At 33.5% G+C, this 20,388-nt stretch carries 24 protein-coding genes; all 24 read left to right on the top strand.

The features are described from left to right. Nucleotides 1-8 precede the first annotated feature (8 nt). The 24 genes from PMI10_RS12820 (at nt 9) to PMI10_RS12705 (ending at nt 20,379) form a co-directional block, all read left to right on the top strand. On the top strand, nt 9-1,205 hold the full coding sequence (locus PMI10_RS12820; RefSeq protein ID WP_007808539.1) for a WG repeat-containing protein: 1,197 nt from the start codon (nt 9-11) through the stop codon (nt 1,203-1,205). A gap of 36 nt (nt 1,206-1,241) precedes the next feature. Continuing rightward, a complete protein-coding gene (gene fabG / locus PMI10_RS12815; RefSeq protein ID WP_007808537.1) occupies nt 1,242-1,973 on the top strand; it encodes a 3-oxoacyl-ACP reductase FabG in 732 nt (243 codons plus the stop codon). Between the two features lie 185 nt (nt 1,974-2,158). Beyond that, nucleotides 2,159-3,382: a beta-ketoacyl-[acyl-carrier-protein] synthase family protein gene (locus PMI10_RS12810; protein ID WP_007808535.1), complete on the top strand. Its 1,224-nt coding sequence runs from the start codon at nt 2,159-2,161 to the stop codon at nt 3,380-3,382. 4 nt (nt 3,383-3,386) lie between these two features. Continuing rightward, nucleotides 3,387-3,641 (top strand): acyl carrier protein, encoded by a 255-nt coding sequence (locus PMI10_RS12805; protein ID WP_007808532.1) that lies wholly within the window; start codon nt 3,387-3,389, stop codon nt 3,639-3,641. After that, complete coding sequence (locus tag PMI10_RS12800; RefSeq protein WP_007808529.1) at nt 3,641-4,519, top strand: LpxL/LpxP family acyltransferase; 879 nt, start codon at nt 3,641-3,643, stop codon at nt 4,517-4,519. The genes PMI10_RS12805 and PMI10_RS12800 overlap by 1 nt, the downstream gene beginning before the upstream one ends. A gap of 61 nt (nt 4,520-4,580) precedes the next feature. Continuing rightward, nucleotides 4,581-6,221 (top strand): phytoene desaturase family protein, encoded by a 1,641-nt coding sequence (locus PMI10_RS12795; protein WP_007808527.1) that lies wholly within the window; start codon nt 4,581-4,583, stop codon nt 6,219-6,221. Nucleotides 6,222-6,263: 42 nt separating this feature from the next. Continuing rightward, nucleotides 6,264-7,190, top strand: coding sequence for a hypothetical protein (locus PMI10_RS12790; RefSeq protein ID WP_007808525.1), 927 nt, complete (start codon nt 6,264-6,266; stop codon nt 7,188-7,190). Next, nucleotides 7,183-8,319 carry a beta-ketoacyl-ACP synthase III gene (locus PMI10_RS12785; RefSeq protein WP_007808524.1) on the top strand — a complete coding sequence of 379 codons (1,137 nt, stop codon included), beginning with the start codon at nt 7,183-7,185 and terminating at the stop codon, nt 8,317-8,319. Before PMI10_RS12790 ends, PMI10_RS12785 begins: the two co-directional genes overlap by 8 nt. Next, on the top strand, nt 8,319-8,750 hold the full coding sequence (locus PMI10_RS12780) for a hypothetical protein (RefSeq protein WP_007808522.1): 432 nt from the start codon (nt 8,319-8,321) through the stop codon (nt 8,748-8,750). Before PMI10_RS12785 ends, PMI10_RS12780 begins: the two co-directional genes overlap by 1 nt. A gap of 7 nt (nt 8,751-8,757) precedes the next feature. After that, the gene (locus PMI10_RS12775) at nt 8,758-9,222 is read left to right on the top strand and encodes a hypothetical protein (protein WP_007808520.1); all 465 of its coding nucleotides are present in this window, start codon (nt 8,758-8,760) and stop codon (nt 9,220-9,222) included. 23 nt (nt 9,223-9,245) lie between these two features. Continuing rightward, nucleotides 9,246-9,650 carry a hypothetical protein gene (locus PMI10_RS12770; protein ID WP_007808518.1) on the top strand — a complete coding sequence of 135 codons (405 nt, stop codon included), beginning with the start codon at nt 9,246-9,248 and terminating at the stop codon, nt 9,648-9,650. Beyond that, a complete protein-coding gene (locus tag PMI10_RS12765) occupies nt 9,650-10,648 on the top strand; it encodes a BtrH N-terminal domain-containing protein (RefSeq protein ID WP_007808515.1) in 999 nt (332 codons plus the stop codon). Before PMI10_RS12770 ends, PMI10_RS12765 begins: the two co-directional genes overlap by 1 nt. Before the next feature lie 59 nt (nt 10,649-10,707). Then, on the top strand, nt 10,708-11,406 hold the full coding sequence (locus PMI10_RS12760) for an ABC transporter ATP-binding protein (RefSeq protein ID WP_007808513.1): 699 nt from the start codon (nt 10,708-10,710) through the stop codon (nt 11,404-11,406). Then, nucleotides 11,396-12,679 (top strand): ABC transporter permease, encoded by a 1,284-nt coding sequence (locus PMI10_RS12755; RefSeq protein ID WP_007808511.1) that lies wholly within the window; start codon nt 11,396-11,398, stop codon nt 12,677-12,679. The genes PMI10_RS12760 and PMI10_RS12755 overlap by 11 nt, the downstream gene beginning before the upstream one ends. Continuing rightward, nucleotides 12,654-13,103 carry an acyl-CoA thioesterase gene (locus PMI10_RS12750; RefSeq protein WP_007808508.1) on the top strand — a complete coding sequence of 150 codons (450 nt, stop codon included), beginning with the start codon at nt 12,654-12,656 and terminating at the stop codon, nt 13,101-13,103. Before PMI10_RS12755 ends, PMI10_RS12750 begins: the two co-directional genes overlap by 26 nt. Nucleotides 13,104-13,239: 136 nt before the next feature. After that, nucleotides 13,240-14,385 carry a beta-ketoacyl-[acyl-carrier-protein] synthase family protein gene (locus tag PMI10_RS12745; RefSeq protein ID WP_007808506.1) on the top strand — a complete coding sequence of 382 codons (1,146 nt, stop codon included), beginning with the start codon at nt 13,240-13,242 and terminating at the stop codon, nt 14,383-14,385. 106 nt (nt 14,386-14,491) lie between these two features. Further along, nucleotides 14,492-15,109, top strand: coding sequence for a hypothetical protein (locus PMI10_RS12740; RefSeq protein ID WP_007808504.1), 618 nt, complete (start codon nt 14,492-14,494; stop codon nt 15,107-15,109). 2 nt (nt 15,110-15,111) lie between these two features. After that, complete coding sequence (locus tag PMI10_RS12735) at nt 15,112-15,369, top strand: phosphopantetheine-binding protein (RefSeq protein ID WP_007808502.1); 258 nt, start codon at nt 15,112-15,114, stop codon at nt 15,367-15,369. A 123-nt stretch (nt 15,370-15,492) separates the two neighbouring features. Then, complete coding sequence (locus PMI10_RS12730; RefSeq protein ID WP_007808500.1) at nt 15,493-16,692, top strand: beta-ketoacyl-[acyl-carrier-protein] synthase family protein; 1,200 nt, start codon at nt 15,493-15,495, stop codon at nt 16,690-16,692. Further along, entirely contained in the window at nt 16,689-17,747 is a 1,059-nt protein-coding gene (locus PMI10_RS12725; RefSeq protein ID WP_007808497.1) for a beta-ketoacyl synthase N-terminal-like domain-containing protein, read from the top strand. The genes PMI10_RS12730 and PMI10_RS12725 overlap by 4 nt, the downstream gene beginning before the upstream one ends. Then, nucleotides 17,744-18,520, top strand: a complete 777-nt coding sequence (locus PMI10_RS12720; protein WP_007808495.1) for a polysaccharide deacetylase family protein — start codon at nt 17,744-17,746, stop codon at nt 18,518-18,520. The genes PMI10_RS12725 and PMI10_RS12720 overlap by 4 nt, the downstream gene beginning before the upstream one ends. Beyond that, complete coding sequence (locus tag PMI10_RS12715) at nt 18,510-19,145, top strand: LolA family protein (RefSeq protein WP_007808493.1); 636 nt, start codon at nt 18,510-18,512, stop codon at nt 19,143-19,145. The genes PMI10_RS12720 and PMI10_RS12715 overlap by 11 nt, the downstream gene beginning before the upstream one ends. Further along, on the top strand, nt 19,111-19,749 hold the full coding sequence (locus tag PMI10_RS12710; protein ID WP_007808491.1) for a hypothetical protein: 639 nt from the start codon (nt 19,111-19,113) through the stop codon (nt 19,747-19,749). The genes PMI10_RS12715 and PMI10_RS12710 overlap by 35 nt, the downstream gene beginning before the upstream one ends. A 30-nt stretch (nt 19,750-19,779) precedes the next feature. Beyond that, nucleotides 19,780-20,379 (top strand): porin family protein, encoded by a 600-nt coding sequence (locus PMI10_RS12705; RefSeq protein WP_007808490.1) that lies wholly within the window; start codon nt 19,780-19,782, stop codon nt 20,377-20,379. Nucleotides 20,380-20,388: the final 9 nt, after the last annotated feature.

Genomic DNA, 20,388 nt, shown 5'->3' with positions numbered 1-20,388 from the left:
TTAAACCTATGAAAAAATCATTCCTTTTTTTATTGTTATTATTTATTCAGTTTATTAATAGTCAGGAACTGGCATTGGTTAAAAAAAACGGAAAATTTGGTTATATTACCAAAGAAGGTACTTTTCGTATAGAGCCTAAATACACGATTGCAAAAAACTTTTCTGAAGGACTTGCAGCAGTAGAAGATAATGGAAAATGGGGGTTTATAGATGTAAAAGGAAACTGGGCAATTCCGGCAACTTTTAATGACGCAAAATATTTTAATAGCGGCGTTTGTATAGTGTCAAAGGATAAAGTTTGGGTTTACATCAACACAAAAGGAGAAATTTTAAAAGCTCCTGCAACAGAAAAACTATTTGATTTTAATGACGGAATTGCTTTTATAAGACAAGGAGAAAAAGTTGGATTGATCAATTCGAAAATGACTGTTGTTTTAGAACCAAAATACAATCAGATCAAACCTTTTGAAAATGGTTTTGCAAGAGTTGAACTTAATAAAAACTGGGGAATTATAAATACAGACGGAAAAGAGGTCGTTGAACCTGCTTACGCCGAAATAGGGAACTATTTTAAAAATACAACATGGGCAAGAAAGGATAAAACTTTTGGAATTGTAAATGCAGGAAAATTTATTCCGGTTGACGGCGCTGAAAAAATCTGGGATTTTGAAACTCAGGATTTGACATATGCCAAAAAGAACGGAAAAATTGGATTCATTGACTTAAAAGGAAACTGGGCAATTCTGCCTATTTATGATAAAGCAAAAGCATTCTCAAAAAACTTGGCTCCGGTTTGTGTAGGTTCTAAATGGGGATATATCAACCCAAAAGCAGAATTTATCATTTCGCCAACTTATAGCGATGCAGAAATTTTCAGTGCAAACGGATTGGCTCCAGTAAAAGAAAAGAACTGGGGATTCATCAATGAAACAGGAAAATTAGTAATCCCAACACAATATGGTATCACGTCAAACGGAATTATAGCGCTGTTTGTTCAACAGGATAAAGGATTCATTGATGGTGTCGCAAGAGTAAAAAATGAGGGAAAATGGGGATTTCTAAAACCTGACGGTACCGTTTTAGGTAACCAATGGTTTGAAAATGCTGAACTATTTTCAAAAACAACAGAAAAAAACAATATAAATGAAACCGCTGCTGATAAGCCAAAACCTGCTGTAAAACCAGTAAATAAAAAAAAGCGATAATATATATTGACCAATAAAAAATAAAATTTTACATAAATGAAGTGTGTATTAGTAACAGGTGGTTCAAGAGGAATTGGAAGTGCTATTTGTAAAAAATTAGCAGTTGAAGCCAATTATCATATTCTGATTAACTATCATTCAAATAAAACAGCTGCCGAAGAAACACTGCAGGAAGTAATAAAATTAGGCGGAACCGGAGAAATTTTAGGATTTGATGTTTCGAATTTTAACGACGTACAAAAAACGTTAACCCAATGGCAGGATGCAAATCCTGAAGCCATTGTTGAAGCTATTGTCAATAACGCCGGAATTACAAAAGACGGTCTTTTTATGTGGATGACTCCCGAAGACTGGAACGGAGTTGTCAACACAAGTTTGAATGGTTTCTTTAATGTGACACAGTTTTTTATCCAAAAAATGCTTCGCAATAAATATGGCCGAATTGTAAATATGGTTTCTGTATCCGGCGTAAAAGGAACAGCTGGCCAAACTAATTATTCAGCTGCAAAAGGCGCTATTGTTGCCGCAACAAAAGCATTGGCGCAGGAAGTTGCAAAACGTAATATAACTGTAAATGCAGTTGCACCGGGTTTTATAAGAACCGATATGACAAGCCAGCTAGACGAAAAAGAATTACTAAAACTAATTCCGGTAAATCGTTTTGGCGAAGCCGAAGAAGTAGCCGATTTAGTGAGTTTTTTAATTTCGAAAAAAGCAAGCTACATCACAGGAGAAATTATTAACATAAACGGAGGAATATATTCTTAAAAACATTTAACACATAGAAACTAGGTTTTATGTGTTAAAAGAGAACTAAAAAGAAATATATTTCTTTCACATAGTTAGCTGTTTTTATTTCAAATAAAGCAAAATGCTTTTTTTGAGTTTACAAAAACCATGAACCTATGTGCTAAAAAAATTACATTTAACGGAAAAAAATTACTTGAAAGACGATGAATAAGAGAGTTGTAATTACTGGAATGGGGATTTATTCTTGTATCGGGACTTCTTTAGATGAAGTAAAGGAATCTTTATATAACGGAAAATCCGGTATTCAGTTTGATGCCGAACGAAAAGAATTTGGTTTTCAGTCTGCCTTAACGGGAATGGTTCCAAAACCTGATTTAAAAAATTCACTGACCCGCAGGCAACGAATGAGTATTGGTGAAGAAACCGAGTATGCGTATATGGCGACCATCGAAGCCTTGAAAAACGCCAATATCGACGATTCTTTTTTTGATACTCGTGAAGTTGGGATTATGTACGGAAATGATAGTGTCTCAAAAGCTATTATTGATGCTACCGATATTGTTCGGGAGAAAAAAGACACTGCTTTAATTGGCTCAGGAGCTATTTTTAAATCGATGAATTCTACGGTAACAATGAATTTATCTACTATTTTTAAACTTAGAGGAATCAATCTTACTATAAGTGCTGCTTGTGCGAGTGGTTCACATTCTATTGGATTAGCTTATTTTTTAATAAAAAGCGGCTTTCAGGATATTATTATTTGCGGTGGTGCACAGGAAATCAACAAATATGCAATGAGCAGTTTTGATGGTTTAGGTGTTTTTGGATCAAGAGAAAATGAACCTACAAAAGCTTCAAGACCTTTTGATGCTGGTCGTGATGGTTTAATTCCGAGTGGCGGCGGCGCAACCTTAATTTTAGAAAGCTATGAATCTGCTATAGCACGTGGTGCTACTATTATTGCCGAAGTTGCTGGTTACGGTTTTTCATCAAACGGAGGTCATATTTCGACTCCAAATGTCGAAGGTCCTTCAACTGCCATGCAAAGAGCACTTGATGATGCACAATTAAAAGCAACTGATATTGATTATATAAATGCCCATGCAACTTCAACCCCGGTTGGTGACGAAAATGAAGCCAAAGCTATTTTTGAAGTTTTTGGCAAGAAAAATCCGTACGTAAGTTCTACAAAATCAATGACAGGCCACGAATGTTGGATGGCTGGAGCGAGCGAAGTAATCTATTCTATTATAATGATGCAGCATGATTTTATTGCGCCAAACATCAATTTAGAAAACCCGGATGTCGATTCCGCAAAATTAAATTTAGTTAAAACTACGTTAAACAAAAAATTTGACATATTTTTGTCCAATTCCTTCGGGTTTGGAGGAACCAACTCTGCGTTGGTAGTTAAAAAGTTTAAATGAAGTGATGAACAAAGAAGAGATTATAAAAAAAATTAATGGTTTTTTGGTTGATGAATTTGAAGTTGACAATGATGAAATCCAACCAGATGCCAATTTAAAAGATACACTTGGACTTGACAGTTTGGATTATGTAGACTTAGTAGTTTCTATTGAAGCTAATTTTGGTGTAAAACTGGTTGAAGTCGATTTTGTCGGAATTGCTACTTTCGAGAATTTTTATGACCTTATCGAAACTAAACTAAAAGCTAAAGCTGCTTAATGAGTCAATGGGATGGCAAATCAAAAGGAACTGTTTTAGGCTATAGGATATTCGTTTTTTTAATACAAAAAGCAGGTATTAAAGCCGCCTATGTATTGCTATATTTTGTTGCCTCATATTATTTTTTATTCCTAAAGAAAAGCAACAAAGCGATTTTTTATTATTTCAATCAAAGATTAGGGTATTCCAATTTTAAATCTAAAAAAATGGTTTTCAAAAGTTATTACACTTTTGGTCAGACCATCATTGATAAAATTTCCATTTCGGCAGGAATGCGAAATAAATTCACCTATGAATTTGATGGAATCGAAATTCTAAAAAATCTATTGGCAGAGAAAAAAGGAGGAGTTCTTATTAGTGCGCATGTCGGAAATTTTGAAATTGCCGAACATTTTTTAGGTGACATTGATATTGACTTTCAAATCAATTTAGTTACTACCGATTTAGAACATTCAGATATTAAAAAATATCTGGAAACCGTTACACAGAAACCAACCGTTAAATTTATCATCATCAAAGATGATTTATCTCATATTTTTGAGATTAATGCAGCTTTGGCAAATAATGAATTAGTTTGTTTTACAGGCGATCGTTATTTTGAAGGCACAAAATCACTTTCCGAAAAAATTCTGGGACAGGAAGCAAACTTTCCTGCAGGTCCTTTTTTAATTGCTTCACGATTAAAGGTACCGGTGGTTTTTGTATATGTAATGAAAGAACCAAACTTACATTATCATTTATATGCAAGAGAAGCAGCCGTAAAACATCGTGATGAAAAAGGGCTGTTAAAAGCTTATATTGAAAGTGTTGAAAGTATACTGCAAAAATATCCTCTGCAATGGTTTAATTATTTCGATTTCTGGAATAATAAAGAATAAATCCTTAATTAAAAATTAAACGGCTATTGTTTTTCATACTTTAGTAAACTCAAAATAATGTATGGAAGAATTTGACTCGGTTATCATTGGTTCTGGTGTTGGCGGTTTAGCAACTGCAATTTGTCTGGCAAGGTCAGGACAAAAGGTTTTAGTTCTCGAACAGCATTATGTCCCTGGCGGATGGAGCCATAGTTTCACACTAAATGGTCAACGTTTTAGTCCGGGCGTACATTATGTCGGGCTTCTGGATGATGGACAATCAACAGACAAACTTTATCGTGGTCTGGGAATTGCCAATGATATGGTGTTTTTCAGAATGAACAAAAATGCTTTCGAACATTGTATAATCGGCGATGAAACTTTCGATTTGCCTGCAGGAATTAATAATCTTAAAGAAACACTTTCCGCACATTTTCCATCTGAAGAAAAAAACATCAACGAATATCTTTCATTAGTTGAAAGAGTAAGTTACGAACTTCAGCTAATTCCAAAATTAAAAGGCTGGTGGCAGAAAATAACAGTTCCATTTCGAACCAAACATTTTGGAAAATTTGCTTTATTCCCCTTAAAAAAAGTTGTGGGCTGGCATGTGGAAAATCCAATACTGAAAGCTGTTTTGAATATTCAGTGTGGTGATCATGGGCTTTCGCCAAACAAAGCCTGCTTTCCTGTACATTGTTCGGTAATGAGTCATTATTTTGATGGCGGATTTTATCCGATGGGCGGTGGTGGCGGAATCGTAAAAGCCATGACAAACGGAATAAAAAAATATGGCGGAGAGGTTCGGGTACAGCAAAATGTTCAAAAAATAATAGTCGAAAATAAAAAAGCTGTTGGTGTACAATTAGAAAACGGACATCAGATTTTTGCTAAAAACATTATTTCAAATGCTGATCCGTCGATTACATATCTCAACCTGATTGGCAAAGAGCATCTGAGTAATTCGCTTCTTAAAAAACTTCAAAAAACAAAATATTCGGTTACTTCCCTAATTTTATTTTTGACCCTGGATATAGATGTGACACTTTACGGCATTGATTCCGGAAATATATGGATGATGAAAGATGAAAATGACGATGCCAATTTTGATGATTTAATGAGCGATACTATTGCTGACGGAGATTCTTTCCCTGCCTTGTTTATGAGTTGTACAACGCTTAAAGATCCGCCAAGTTTTAACGGACGCTATCATAATTTCGAAATTGTAACCTATGTCAATTACGAACATATCCCTAATTTTTCGGATACCGGAGACTATCACAATGAGGAGTATATTGCGTTTAAAGAAAAAGTCATCAAAAAATTAATGAATAATGTGGAGAAAATTATTCCTGATGCAAAAAAACATATTATCCAAGCTGAATTAGGAACTCCAAAAACAAATGAATTTTATATTAATTCGACCAATGGAAATGTTTATGGTACAGAAAAGACTTTAAATCAGGTTGGGCCATTTTCATTTAAAAACAAATCCGAAATAGAAAATTTACATCTTTGTGGTGCCTGTACATTATCACATGGTGTTACTGGGGCAACCTATTCCGGAATTTCGGCGGCAGCCTCTATTTTAAAATGTACCCCGGATGATTTATTGATTGAAGATGCCAACCAAAAAATACGTATTTATGATGCCGAAGACAAATCAACCTGGCCAGATTGGGTTCACACCAAACGAACTGATAAAATACGAAAATTCGTTTAAAAAAAATACTTACTTTTGCCATCTACCAAAGCAGCTAACCTAATGAAAAATGTTCTCGTTATTTATTATTCACAATCCGGACAATTAGAATCTATTGCACAAAACATTGCAAAACCATTTTTAAATTCCGAAGAAATAAAAGTTACTTTTCATGAAATACAATTAGAAAAACCATTTCCGTTTCCTTGGGATAAAACTTCTTTTTTTGATGCTTTTCCGGAATCGTTTATGCAAATTCCCACAGCGCTCAAACCTATTCCCGAAGAAGTATTAAATACAAAATTTGATTTGGTCCTTTTGCATTATCAGGTTTGGTATTTGTCACCTTCAATTCCCATCAATTCTTTTTTAAAGAGTAATGAAGCCAAAAAAATCTTAGATAACACTCCGGTAATCACCATTAACGGTTCCCGAAATATGTGGATTATGGCTCAGGAAAAAATTAAGGTTTTATTACAACAGGCAAATGCTCAGTTAGTGGGAAATGTAGCTTTGACAGATCGGGTTGGAAACTTAATTAGTGTAATTACCATTGTTGACTGGATGTTTTCCGGTGTAAAGAAAAAATATTTAGGCTTCTTTCCGTTACCCGGAGTTTCTGAAAAGGATATTCAGGAGTCAACAAAATTTGGAGAAGCGATACTTTCAGAATTCAATCAAAATAATTTAACTAATTTACAGCCGAAATTGGTAGCTCTGGATGGTGTCAGAATTAGTCCTTATTTAATTACGGTTGATAAAACTGCAAATAAAATTTTTAATAAATGGTCTAAATTCATTTATAAAAATCAAAAAAACAGAAAACCACTTCTTAAAATATTTTATATTTATTTATTCTTAGCTATATGGTTAATCTCACCAATAGTATATATATTGCACATTATTACCTATCCTTTTAAACTAAAAACCATAAAAAGAGAAACTCAATATTATCAAGGAGTTCAGAATACTAATTTAAATTATGTTTGAAGTATATATTACCAAAGCTGCAAAGTATTTGCCAAATGAAGCCGTTTCGAACGATGAAATGGAAAACTATTTAGGATTGATAAATGATACTGCTTCAAAAGCAAGACGTATTATTTTACGCAATAATAAAATCGCGAGTCGCCACTATGCCATTGATAAAAATGGAAAGAGTACACATAATAATACGGAGTTAACCCGAAATGCTGTTGTACAATTATTTGATGAAAATTTTACGCCCCAGGATTTGGAAGTCCTTTCTTGCGGCACCTCATCGCCTGATGTTCTGGCACCTTCGCATGCTGCTATGGTTCATGGCTTACTTAAAAACAAATCGGTTGAATTAAATTCTTCTACGGGTATTTGCTGCTCCGGAATGAATGCATTAAAATACGGCTTTCTTTCGATAAAGTCTGGAAATTCAAAAAATGCTGTCTGCACAGGATCTGAAAAAGTTTCAACATGGCTTTCGGCCCAAAAATACAATCACGAAATAATCAATTTAAAAAATCTTGAAGAACAGCCTATTATTGCTTTCAAAAAAGATTTTTTACGCTGGATGTTATCTGACGGTGCCGGTGCTTTTTTATTAGAAAACAAACCCGGACAAGGCGCTGTTTCATTGAAAATTGAATGGATGGAATCCTATTCGTACGCATTCGAACTTGAAACATGTATGTATGCCGGGGGTGATAAATTAGAAAATGGAGAAATAAAACCATGGAGTGACTTTACTCCTGAACAATGGTTAAACGAATCCGTATTTGCTGTTAAGCAGGATGTAAAATTGTTAGACGAATTTATTTTGCCAAAAGGTGTTGAAAGTATGAGCGATGCGATGGCAAAAAATAATATTACAGCAGAACAAGTTGATTATTTTTTACCGCACGTTTCATCCAATTTCTTTGTAGAAGGGCTAAAAAAAGGACTGGACGAAAAAGGGATTGTAATTGCGGATGAAAAATGGTTTATGAATCTTCTGAGAGTTGGTAACGTTGGCTCAGCCTCCATTTACATCGCTCTTGAAGAATTGATGAATTCGGGAAAATTAAAAAAAGGAGAACATATTTTATTATCAGTTCCGGAAAGCGGGAGGTTTTCGTTTGCCTATGCGTATTTAACAGTTTGCTAATGAAAACAACTTTACTTTTAGAAAAAACTGCTGTAGAGAATTTATTGCCACAAAAATTTCCTTTTGTAATGGTAGACAAAATGTATTCGTTTACCGAAACTTCATTAATCTCAGGTTTAGATATTCAAAAAGATAATATTTTCATTGATAATAATATTTTTTTAGAAGCAGGTTTAATTGAACATATGGCGCAATCTGTAGCATTACATACAGGATATCAGTTTTTTTTAAAAAATGAAAAAGCACCAACAGGTTATATTGGTTCTATCAAGGAAATTGAAATTAAAAAATTACCACAGGTAAGCAATAATATTCAATCAACGGTAACTATTTTACAGGAATTTGCAGGAATCACTTTAGTAAATATTGTAACTACCCTGAATAACGAGGAAATCGCGAAAGGACAAATGAAAACCGTTTTGGCTAAATAATACAGGAATGACAACTGCAATAGACATCCAGAATTACTTACCGCACCGGGCTCCAATGCTAATGGTTGACTTAATTTTGAATTTGGATGCCAACTTTGTAGAAACGATATTTTTGATAAAAGAAGACAATATTTTTGTTAATAACGGTATTTTTATTGAAGCTGGTTTAATCGAAAATACAGCACAGACCTGTTCCTCGATTGTTGGTAAAAAATATTTTTTTGACGAAAATGGAACAGAAAATGAAAACATAAATGTCATTGGTTTTATCAGCGCTTTAAAAAACCTGAAAATACATTCCTTGCCAAAAGTTAATGATACTATTATAACCAAAGCAAATTTGGTTTCAAAATTTGTTGGCGATGATTATACTTTATGTACGATGAGCTGCGAAAGTTTACTCGACGACAAAATACTTTTAGAATGTGAAATTAATTTGTTCATTCAAAAAACAATTTCGACGATAACATAATTCTGATCGAAAATAAAACTGTCATGGAAAAAGAAAATGTACCACAGCACGATAGTAATTTAAGCAAGAAAAACTTAAAAGAACTGGTATATGCCACCGATGAAAATGGCAATTATACTACTGCACTAAGCACAGGCTGGGAGCCTAAAGCAATTGCACTTTCTAATGCTATTGATGAGATAAAGGAAAGAGCAGAAGAAGCGAGATTAAGAGTTCAAATTGGAGAAATAAGTCCAATTTGTTATTATATGGAACTTAACAAAATGGATCTTACAATACTTGCAGGCTATGTCGAAATGTGGAAATGGCGTGTAAAAAGACACTTTAACCCTGCCATTTTTGCTAAATTAAGCGATAAAATTTTGCAGAAATATGCAGATGCTTTTGAAATTTCAATAGCCGAATTAAAAAATATCAAAACAGACTAATGCAAACTAATTTTACACATCATCAATCTGCTCACTGTGAAAATGGAGTAGCTTCGAATTTGTTAAAAAACAACGGACTGAACATCAGCGAACCGATGGTATTTGGTATTGGATCCGGACTTCTTTTCGTGTATCTGCCTTTTATAAAAGTGAACCATGCTCCGGCAATAAGTTACAGAACTTTACCGGGACAGATTTTCAATAAACTGGCAAGTCGTTTAAACCTAAAAATAAAAAGACAAAAATTCTCATCCGTTGCTAATGCAAATGCTGCATTGGATGCGAATTTAAAAAATAATATTCCAACCGGATTGCAAGTTGGTGTTTACCATTTAAGTTATTTTCCTGATGAATACCGCTTTCATTTTAACGCACACAATTTAGTCGTTTACGGAAAAACCGAAACCGATTATTTGATCAGCGACCCGGTAATGGAAACTGTTACAACTTTAACACATGACGAATTAAATAAAGTGCGTTTTGCCAAAGGTGCATTTGCTCCCCGGGGACAAATGTATTATCCAATTAATATCCCTGCAGCTGTTGATTTGAAAAGTGCCATCATTAAAGGAATCAAAAATACGTGTCGCGATATGCTGGCGCCAGTGCCAATTGTTGGCGTACGCGGAATCAAATTTGTATCGAAACAAATTAGAAAATGGCCTGTAAAACATGGCACCAAAAAAGCCAATCATTATCTGGCGCAAATGGTTCGGATGCAGGAAGAAATTGGAACCGGAGGCGGAGGTTTTCGTTTTATTTATGCTGCTTTTTTACAGGAAGCTTCAGTTATTTTAAATAATGAAGAATTAAAAGTACTTTCTAAAGAAATGACTCAAATTGGAGATTCATGGCGTGATTTCGCTGTAGAAGCTTCCCGAATTTACAAAAACAGAAGCGCCAAAGAAGATGCCTACAATTCCATCGCTGATGAACTTTTGGATATTGCCAACAGAGAAGAAGTGTTTTTCAAAAAACTAAAAAAAGCAATCAGCTAAATATTTTGCAACCCATTATAAAAATAGAATCCCTTTCGAAAAAGTACAAAAATGCAGAAATGTATTCTTTGAACGATTTTTCGCTGAATATATACGAAGGTCAGATTTTCGGATTATTAGGTCCGAATGGAGCCGGAAAAACAACTTTAATTTCCATGCTTTGCGGATTGGTAAAACCAACTTCGGGCCACTTCACAATTAATGATCTGAACTATGCAAATCATTCCTTAAAAATCAAAAAAATTATTGGCGTTGTCCCTCAGGAATATGCTTTATATCCAACATTAACCGCCAGAGAAAATCTGCATTATTTCGGAAGCATGTACGGCCTTAAAGGAACTTACCTGAAAGACAAGGTTATTGAAACTTTAGATCTTCTGGGTCTTTTAAAATTCGCAGATAAACGTATCGAAACCTTTTCTGGGGGAATGAAACGAAGAGTTAATCTAATTGCGGGAATTCTGCACAATCCTAAAGTTTTGTTTTTGGATGAACCAACTGTTGGAGTTGACGTTCAGTCGAAAAATGCCATTATAGATTATTTGAAATTCCTGAATCATAACGGGACTACTATTATTTATACTTCGCATCATTTAGCGGAAGCTGAAGATTTTTGCAGCAATATTGCTATTTTAGACCGGGGCAGAATTTATGCGCAAGGCTCTCCTTCAGGTTTAATTCTTTCAACTCCTCAAGCGAGAAATCTTGAAGAAGTTTTTATTTCATTAACCGGTAAAGACTTTAGAGATGATATATAAAATTTGGATGTCGGTCGTAAAAGAATTTTTGCTCCTTAAACGAGATTTAGGTGGTTTGATTATTTTATTTATTATGCCATTGGTGCTCGTAATCACAGTAACCTTAATACAAGACAGCACTTTTAAAACTGTAAGTAATACTAAAATTCAGATTTTATTAATCGATAATGATAAAGGTTCTGTTTCTAAAACCGTTTTTGATAATTTAGAAAAAAGTAATTTGTTTAGCGTTGTCACTCAAATTGACAATAAACCGATTACCGAAGAAGTTGCAAAGGAAGCTGTTTACAAAGGAAAGTTTCAATTGGCAATTATAATTCCGCAAAATTTAAGTTCCGATTTACAAACCAAAATTGATCAGAATGTAGAAAACATTGTGAGTAAAATGGGTTTATCCGACAGCACAGCAATAGTGAAGCCTTCAAAAATAATTAAGGAAAAAGAAGTTAAATTGTACTTTGATCCTGCAGTTCAGATGAGTTTCAAAAATGCTGTGATGAGCTCGATTGATAAAATGATTTCGCAAATCGAAACCAAATCAATTTATACTACTTTTCAGAATCAGTTAGGTGAAGAAAATACAAAATTCGAACAAAAGAGTTTCATTACTTTCAAAGAAATAATTCCTAAAATCAACAACAAAGAAATACTTCCAAATTCGGTACAACACAATGTTCCTGCATGGACCCTTTTTGCAATATTTTTTATTGTAATTCCATTATCAATCAATATCGTAAAAGAAAAATCACAAGGAACATTCGTGCGCTTGTTAACCAATCCTGTTTCTAATTTAATTGTCATTATCGGTAAAACCATCACCTACTCTGCCATTTGCATGATTCAGTTTTATATGATGGTTGCTGTTGCTATTTTTCTGTTTCCGCATATTGGTTTACCTTCGTTAAATATCGAAGGGCATTTATTTTTAATGAGTATTGTCGCTTTATTTTCAGGTTTTGCTGCCATCGGGTTCGGAATTTTATTAGGAACCGTTGCAAGTACACAAGAACAATCTGCTCCTTTTGGTGCAACGAGTGTTATTATTTTAGCTGCAATCGGTGGTGTTTGGGTACCCGTTTTTGTAATGCCAAAAATCATGCAGATCATTGCCAAATCATCTCCCATGAATTGGGGATTAGAAGCCTTTTACGATGTTTTATTACGCAACGTAACATTATTAGAAATCATTCCAAAAATAAGTTTATTGTTTTTGTTTTTTATAATCACAACTTCGATCGCACTATTTTATGACAAAAAGAAAAGAACAGTTTAACGAGGCAACTGACCTGATCGTGACTCATGAAATCAGAATTCGTTTTAACGAAACTGATCCGCTTGGGATTGTTTGGCATGGCAATTATATCACCTATTTTGAGGATGGAAGAGAAGCCTTTGGACGTCAACACGGACTTACTTATTTAGATATTGCTGCAACTGGTTACACAACACCAATTGTAAAATCAAAATGTGAACATAAATTATCACTTCGCTACGGCGATGTTGTAACGATAGAAACAACAGTTGTCGATACACCGGCTGCCAAAATGGTTTACCGTTTTAAAATTATTGACGCTCAAGGCGAAGTAGCCTGCATAGGTGAAACCGTTCAGGTGTTTTTAGATAAAGAAGGAAATTTAATGTTGACAAATCCTCCTTTTTATGAGGAGTGGAAACGAAAAGTGGGATTATTGAAGTAAAACACGAATTTGTTTCGCCAGTTCGCTATTGCCCGAGTCACCAATTTTCACGAATTTGAAAATAAAAAACATGTTAATCAGCTTAATCGGTCAAATCTGCGAGCCATTAAACGACGCAATAAAATTGAAATCATAAATGTCAAAAGAAGTATATATCACGCAAACCAATTGTATCACACCTTTAGGATTTGATGTTCAATCGAATATCGAAGCGATTGTTCGTGGTGATTCCGGTATTCAATTGCATGAAGATATTTCTTTGATGCCGAATACATTTTATGCTTCAATTATTAATGACGAAAAAATAAATAATGCTTTTATAAAAATAAGCGCTGATACAAAATATACGCGTTTAGAAAAAATGATGATTTTGGCTTTAGAGCCGATTATCAAAAATTCAGGAATTGAATTAAATTCAAAAACAGCATTTATACTTTCGACAACAAAAGGAAATGTTACGGCATTGAAAAATGATTCAGAAGAAAGTTTCAATAATGCACATTTAGATGTTTTAGCGCAAAACGTAGCAGCTTTTTTTGGATTTAAAACACAGCCAATCGTAGTTTCTAATGCTTGTGTTTCTGGAATTTTAGCTGTTTCAGTTGCTAAAAGAATGATTCAGTCTGAGCTTTACGACAATGCATTTGTCGTTGCCGGCGACGAAGTTTCGGAGTTTGTTTTGTCAGGTTTTAATGCTTTTCAGGCGATGAGTGATCTGCCTTGTAAGCCCTATTCTAAAAACAGAACAGGTGTAAGTTTGGGCGAAGCAACAGCAGCTGTTTTAGTTTCGGCGGAAGCCGGAAATGCTAAAATAAAAGTAATTGGAGACAGTTCGATTAACGATGCCAATCATATTTCGGGACCGTCAAGAACAGGTGAAGGTTTGTTTAGAAGTATTCAGAATGCGATGAAAGAAGCGAAAATCAATTCGGATCAAATCGATTATATTTCAGCCCACGGAACCGCAACTCCGTTTAATGACGAAATGGAAGCCATTGCGTTGAATCGATTAGGTTTGCAAAATGTTCCAATAAATAGTTTAAAAGGATTTTACGGTCATACCTTAGGCGCTTCGGGATTATTAGAAACAGTAATCGCAATTGAATCGGCCAATCAAAATATGCTTTTTGAATCGAAAGGTTTTGATGAAATCGGTGTAAGCGAAGCTATTAATATTATTGAAAAAAACGAAGAGAAGAATATTGAGTTTTTCTTGAAAACAGCTTCCGGATTTGGCGGTTGTAATACGGCTGTGATTTTTGAAAAAGTGAAAAAGAATTAAACACGAATTACACAAATTTTCACGAATTAATTGAGATATAATTTGTGAAATTTAAAACTAAAAATCAAATCTGTGCTAATTTGTGGAATTAGTGTTAAAGAAAATAATGACTCCAAACAAAACCTACATACAATCCTATTGCATAATTCAAAACAACGAAATTGTTTTGAACGGAACTTCTGTATTCAAAATTGAACCAACCGATTTTGGAGATTTTTCCAAACAAGCGTATCGTAATTTTGAAATGCAATATCCGAAGTTTTTTAAAATGGATGCTTTAAGCAAATTGGCTTTTTTAGGTTCTGAATTGCTTTTGAGTCCGATAACTTCAACTGATAAAGAAAATAATATTGCTTTGGTTTTGGCCAATAAATCGTCAAGTTTAGACACCGATGTAAAATATCAGGAATCTATTTCAGATAAAGAAAACTACTATCCGAGTCCGGCCGTATTCGTTTATACGCTCCCAAATATATGTTTAGGCGAAATAAGTATCCGTCATCAGCTTAAAAGTGAAAATTCTTTCTTTATATTTGATGCCTTCAACACTGAATTTATGTCGAATTATTCGAACATTCTTCTAAATTCAAACAAAGCCGATATCGTTCTTTGTGGCTGGGTTGAATTTTTTAATGACAATTACAAAGCTTTCCTTTGTACAATAAGTACAGAAGAAAACACAAAATATACAAACGAAACGATCAATACCTTATACAATAAATAATCATGGAAGCATTAAAAACAGAATTAAAAAATAAAATCATTACAACTTTAAACCTGGAAGATATCGCAGTTGAAGATATTGCTGATAACGATGCTTTGTTTGGAGACGGTCTAGGTTTAGACTCGATTGATGCACTTGAATTAATCGTGATTTTAGATAAAGATTACGGAATTAAACTGGTTGATCCAAAAGAAGGAAAAACCATTTTTCAATCAATCGAAAGTATGGCTGCTTATATTAGCGCTAACAGAACTAAATAGATTATAGACTTCAGATTTTAGATTTCTTAGATAGAAATATTTAAATCTAATTCAAAATGGTTTTCAAAATTTTGAGAACCTAAAGAATCGTCTAAAAATCTAAAATCATAAATCTAAAATTAGATGAAAGGTGTTGCAATAACAGGCATGGGAATTATCTCTTCGATTGGAAATTCAGTCGAAGAAAATTTCAATTCATTATTAAATGAAAAATGTGCTATTACTCGTGTCGAGAATATTACCACGATTCATGCCGATATTAATAAGGTTGGCGAAATCAAGAAAACCAATCAGGAATTAATTGATGAATTGAATCTTACACCCGATAATAACTTTTCGAGAACAGCAATGATTGGCACTTTTGCAGCAAAACAAGCTGTTGAAAATGCCGGAATCACATCAATAAACGAATTTAAAACGGGGCTTATTTCAGCTACAAGTGTGGGTGGAATGGACATGACCGAAAAACATTATTACGATTATTTTAAACATCCCGAACTTGTTAAATATATTACTTGTCATGATGGAGGTGATGTAGCAGATAAGATTGCAGAAGAATTAGGTTTAAAAGGAATGGTTACAACGATAAGTACCGCTTGTTCATCTGCTGCGAACTCAATTATGCTGGGGGCCCGATTAATTAAAAGCGGGAAACTCGATCGTGTTATTGTTGGCGGAACTGATGCTTTGGCAAAATTTACCATCAACGGATTTAAGACTTTAATGATTTTATCAGACGATTATAACAAACCTTTTGACAACAATCGAAAGGGATTAAATTTAGGAGAAGCTGCCGCTTTTTTAGTTTTAGAATCAGATGAAATCGTAAAAAAACAAAATAAAAAAGTCCTGGCTCGCGTTTCGGGTTACGGAAATGCAAACGATGCTTTTCATCAAACTGCTTCTTCAGAAAACGGAGATGGCGCTTATTTAGCGATGAAAAAAGCTTTTGATGTTTCGGGTTTAAAACCTTCTCAAATAGACTATATCAACGTACACGGAACAGCAACTCCAAACAATGATTTATCTGAAGGACGAGCTATACTTCGAATTTACGAAGATAAAAATGTACCTGATTTTAGTTCGACCAAACCTTTCACAGGACACACATTGGCAGCAGCTGCGGCAATTGAAGCTGTTTACAGCGTTTTGGCAATTCAGAATAGTGTGGTTTATCCTAATTTGAATTTCGAAACTCCAATGGAAGAATTTGTTTTGAAACCTCAGATTTCTTTAAAAAACAAAAACATCGAACACGTTTTGTCTAATTCTTTCGGTTTCGGAGGAAATTGTTCTACTCTTATATTTTCTAAAAGCGAATGAAAACATATATAAATGGAATAGGTTGCATTTCGACTCAAAAAACATTTGATACTGTTTTTTTAGAAGAAGCTGTACACAATCATGATCAAAATGTATTTGCAATTGTTCCACCGGTTTACAAAGATTATATTTCACCGGCAGCCAGCAGAAGAATGGCAAAAGGTGTAAAGAACGGAATTGTAGCTTCGGCAATTGCCATGAAAGATGCACAGATTGAAAATGTTGACGCCATTATTACCGGAACAGGTCTGGGATGTATAGAAGATTCTGAAAAATTCCTGAAAAATATCCTTGATAATAATGAAGAGTTTTTAACACCAACCGCATTTATTCAATCAACACATAATACCGTTGGCGCTCAAATTGCTTTATTACAACAATGCAAAGGTTATAATTTTACGTATGTAAACGGAGCTGTCTCTTTTGAATCTGCTCTTTTAGATGCTAAAATGCAAATCGAAGAAGGTGAAGTCCAATCGGTTTTGGTAGGCGGAGTTGACGAAAATGGTGATTATACCACAGCACTTTTTAAATTGTCAGGTCGTATAAAACCGGATAACCAACAACCTTATAATCTTTTAGACTCTAATACAAGTGGTGCAGTTTATGGAGAAGGCGCCGGGTTTTTTGTTTTAGAAAATGAACGAAAAGACAATACGTATGGAGAAATTCTGGATATCACAATTATTAATACACTGGAAGAAAACGAAATTGAAGCTGAAATAAAATCTTTTTTGAAATCAAATCAATTAGAAATTTTAGATATTGATGCTCTGGTTTTAGGATTTGACGGCAATGTAGATTTTGAAATTTATTATAAGAATCTTGCACAAAATGCTTTTGCAGAAATACCTCAGTTGTATTATAAACATTTGAGTGGTGAATATGATACCGCTTCAGCATTTGCTTTGTGGATGGCCGCAAAAGTACTAAAAACACAAGAAGTTCCTGAAATTGTAAAAGTAAATTCGGTTGAAAAACAAAATTACAAAACTATTTTACTGTACAATCAGCTAAACGGAAAAAATCATAGTTTTACGTTAATCTCAAAATGATAACGCATAAAAACATCTCACTATTTTTTATCTTTTTATTGCTTTTACTGCTTCTTCTGAAGCTGTATATAGCAATTGATTTTTGGTGGTTTGCTATTATTGTTTCGGTTTGGTTTGTATTTAATCTTATTGGTTCATCCCTAATATCTTCTAATTATCATGTTAAGGCCTTTTGTAATAATCCATCAGAAACAGAAAAAAAAATAACCCTTACTTTTGATGACGGACCAAGCCCTTATACTTTGGAAGTTTTAGATCTTTTAAAAAAGTACAACACAAAAGCTACTTTTTTCTGCATTGGAAAAAACATTGAAGTGTATCCTGAGATTGTAAAACAAATTATCGCCGAAGGTCATTTGGTTGGCAATCATTCGTACAGTCATTCTCCTTTTTTTGATTTTTATAATGCAAAAAAAATAACGGAAGAAATTCAGCAAACAGATACATTATTAGAAAAATTCACATCCAAAAAAATAAACTTCTTCAGACCTCCCTACGGAGTAACAACACCTTCAATCAGAAGAGCATTAAAAATAACCGGTCACAAAGTTATTGGCTGGAATATCCGGTCGCTTGATGGGGGTACCAAAAATCAAAATTTAATTTTCAATCGGATTATTAAACGTATTTCTCCCGGCGGAATTGTACTTTTGCACGACACGGCATCACACTCTGTTTTGGTATTGGAACAGTTTTTGCAATTTCTGCAAAATCAAAACTATCAGGTTGTTTCGGTAGAAGAACTTTTGAATCTTAAAGCATATGAAGACTAAACTATTTTTACTTACTATATTTTTCAGCATTTGTCAAACAGCTTTGACAGCTCAGGAACAAAAAATGACTGCTGCTGAAATCGCATCATTTAAAGAAGATGTAAATGTTGTATCAAAGAAAATAAAAACCTTAAGCACCGATTTTATTCAATACAAGCATTTGGATTTTTTATCTAAAGATATTGAAACATCAGGGAAAATGATTTTTAAAGAACCAAGTTTACTCCAATGGCAATATAAAAAACCATACAATTACAGTATCATTTTCAAAAACGGGAAAATCCTGATTAACGATGAAGGTAAAAAAAGTGCTGTTGATACTGGAAACAGCAAAATTTTTGGAAGAATCAATAAATTAATTGTTGGGAGTGTGAGCGGCAATATGTTTGACGACAAAGAATTTACGATTTCGTACTTCAAATTGAAAGGGCAGAATCTGGCTAAATTTATTCCGAAAGATGCAACACTGAAAAAATACATCAAACAAATTGAGCTGACTTTTGATAAAGAAGAAGCTACAGTTGTACAGGTAAAACTGTTGGAATCATCAGATGATTATACCCGAATTGTACTTAAAAATAAAGTGATCAATGCAAAAATCGACGATTCAGTATTTACTAATTAATTGCCTTTTGGCGGTTGTTTTATTTTCTTGTGGCTCAGTCACAAAAAATTATACACCAAAAAAATTAGATAAAACATCTTATGAAGTTCCTTATTTTTCAGATTCAAAAACAGATTACGTTTACAAAACCAATATCACTGTTTACGGAAATGAATTGTCCGGAATTTTCATTGCAAAAAAAATAAATGACACTACACATCGAATTGTTTTTACAACAGAGTTTGGCAACAAATTGTTTGATTTTGAAATTTCCGAAACGACTTTCAAAATTAATTCGATTGTATCAGAATTAGACCGAAAGATTCTAATAAATACCTTAAAAGAAGATTTTCGCCTGCTTTTTAAAAAAGATTATTTAATTCAGGAGCAATTTGAAAATGAATTTTCTAACATTTACAAATCAGCAGATGGAAAGCGTGATAATTACCTGTTTCTGACCAAAAAAGATCAAAAGTTAGAAAAAGTAATTCACTCATCTCAAACAAAAGAAAAATTTACTGTCTTTTTTAATTCAGAAAACAATATTTTTGCTGAAAAGATTCAGATTATTCATCAAAATATTAAGCTAAAAATCGAGTTAAATTATTTTAAATCAGAAAATTAAAACTAATCATAAACTTTAAATCAATTAAAAATGAAAAAATCAATCATACATGCATTTGTTTTATTTATAGGTCTAATAGCAGCACAAGCACAGGTAAAAGTAAGTCCGGGAGTCAGAGGCGGTTTAAACTTTTCTACATTAACCAATATTGAAGACAATAATACCAAAACAGATTTTTATCTTGGAGGATTAGTAAATATCAAATTCAATAAATATTTTTCATTGCAGCCTGAATTAACATATTCAAGACAAGGTGATAAAGGAAGAGAATATTTTGATAATGGCAATTATCGCTATGTAAATTATGAGTTAAATTATATAACAGTTGGAGCCGTTGCTAAATTTAACTTTAACGGAAGCGGATTTCACATATTAGCAGGACCATCTTTAGACTTCAAAATCGATGATAATTATATCAATTCTAATCCTGAAGATTTTGACCTGGCGATAGTTGGGGGCGTTGGCTATAGTTTACCAAACGGATTAACATTTGAAGCAAGAATTAAACAGGGATTAATTGATATTTATGGTTACGATGGCATTTATGATGATAATAATAATGGAAATTATGATGAAGTTATCTTAAATCAGGTTTTCCAGATTGGTATCAGTTATACTTTTAAAATGTAATAAAAAATA

This window comes from Flavobacterium sp. CF136 (genome assembly GCF_000282055.1).
In the GTDB taxonomy this organism is placed as follows: domain Bacteria; phylum Bacteroidota; class Bacteroidia; order Flavobacteriales; family Flavobacteriaceae; genus Flavobacterium.
Note: the sequence above shows the minus strand (reverse complement) of the source record. Positions and strands in the feature narration are given on the sequence as shown.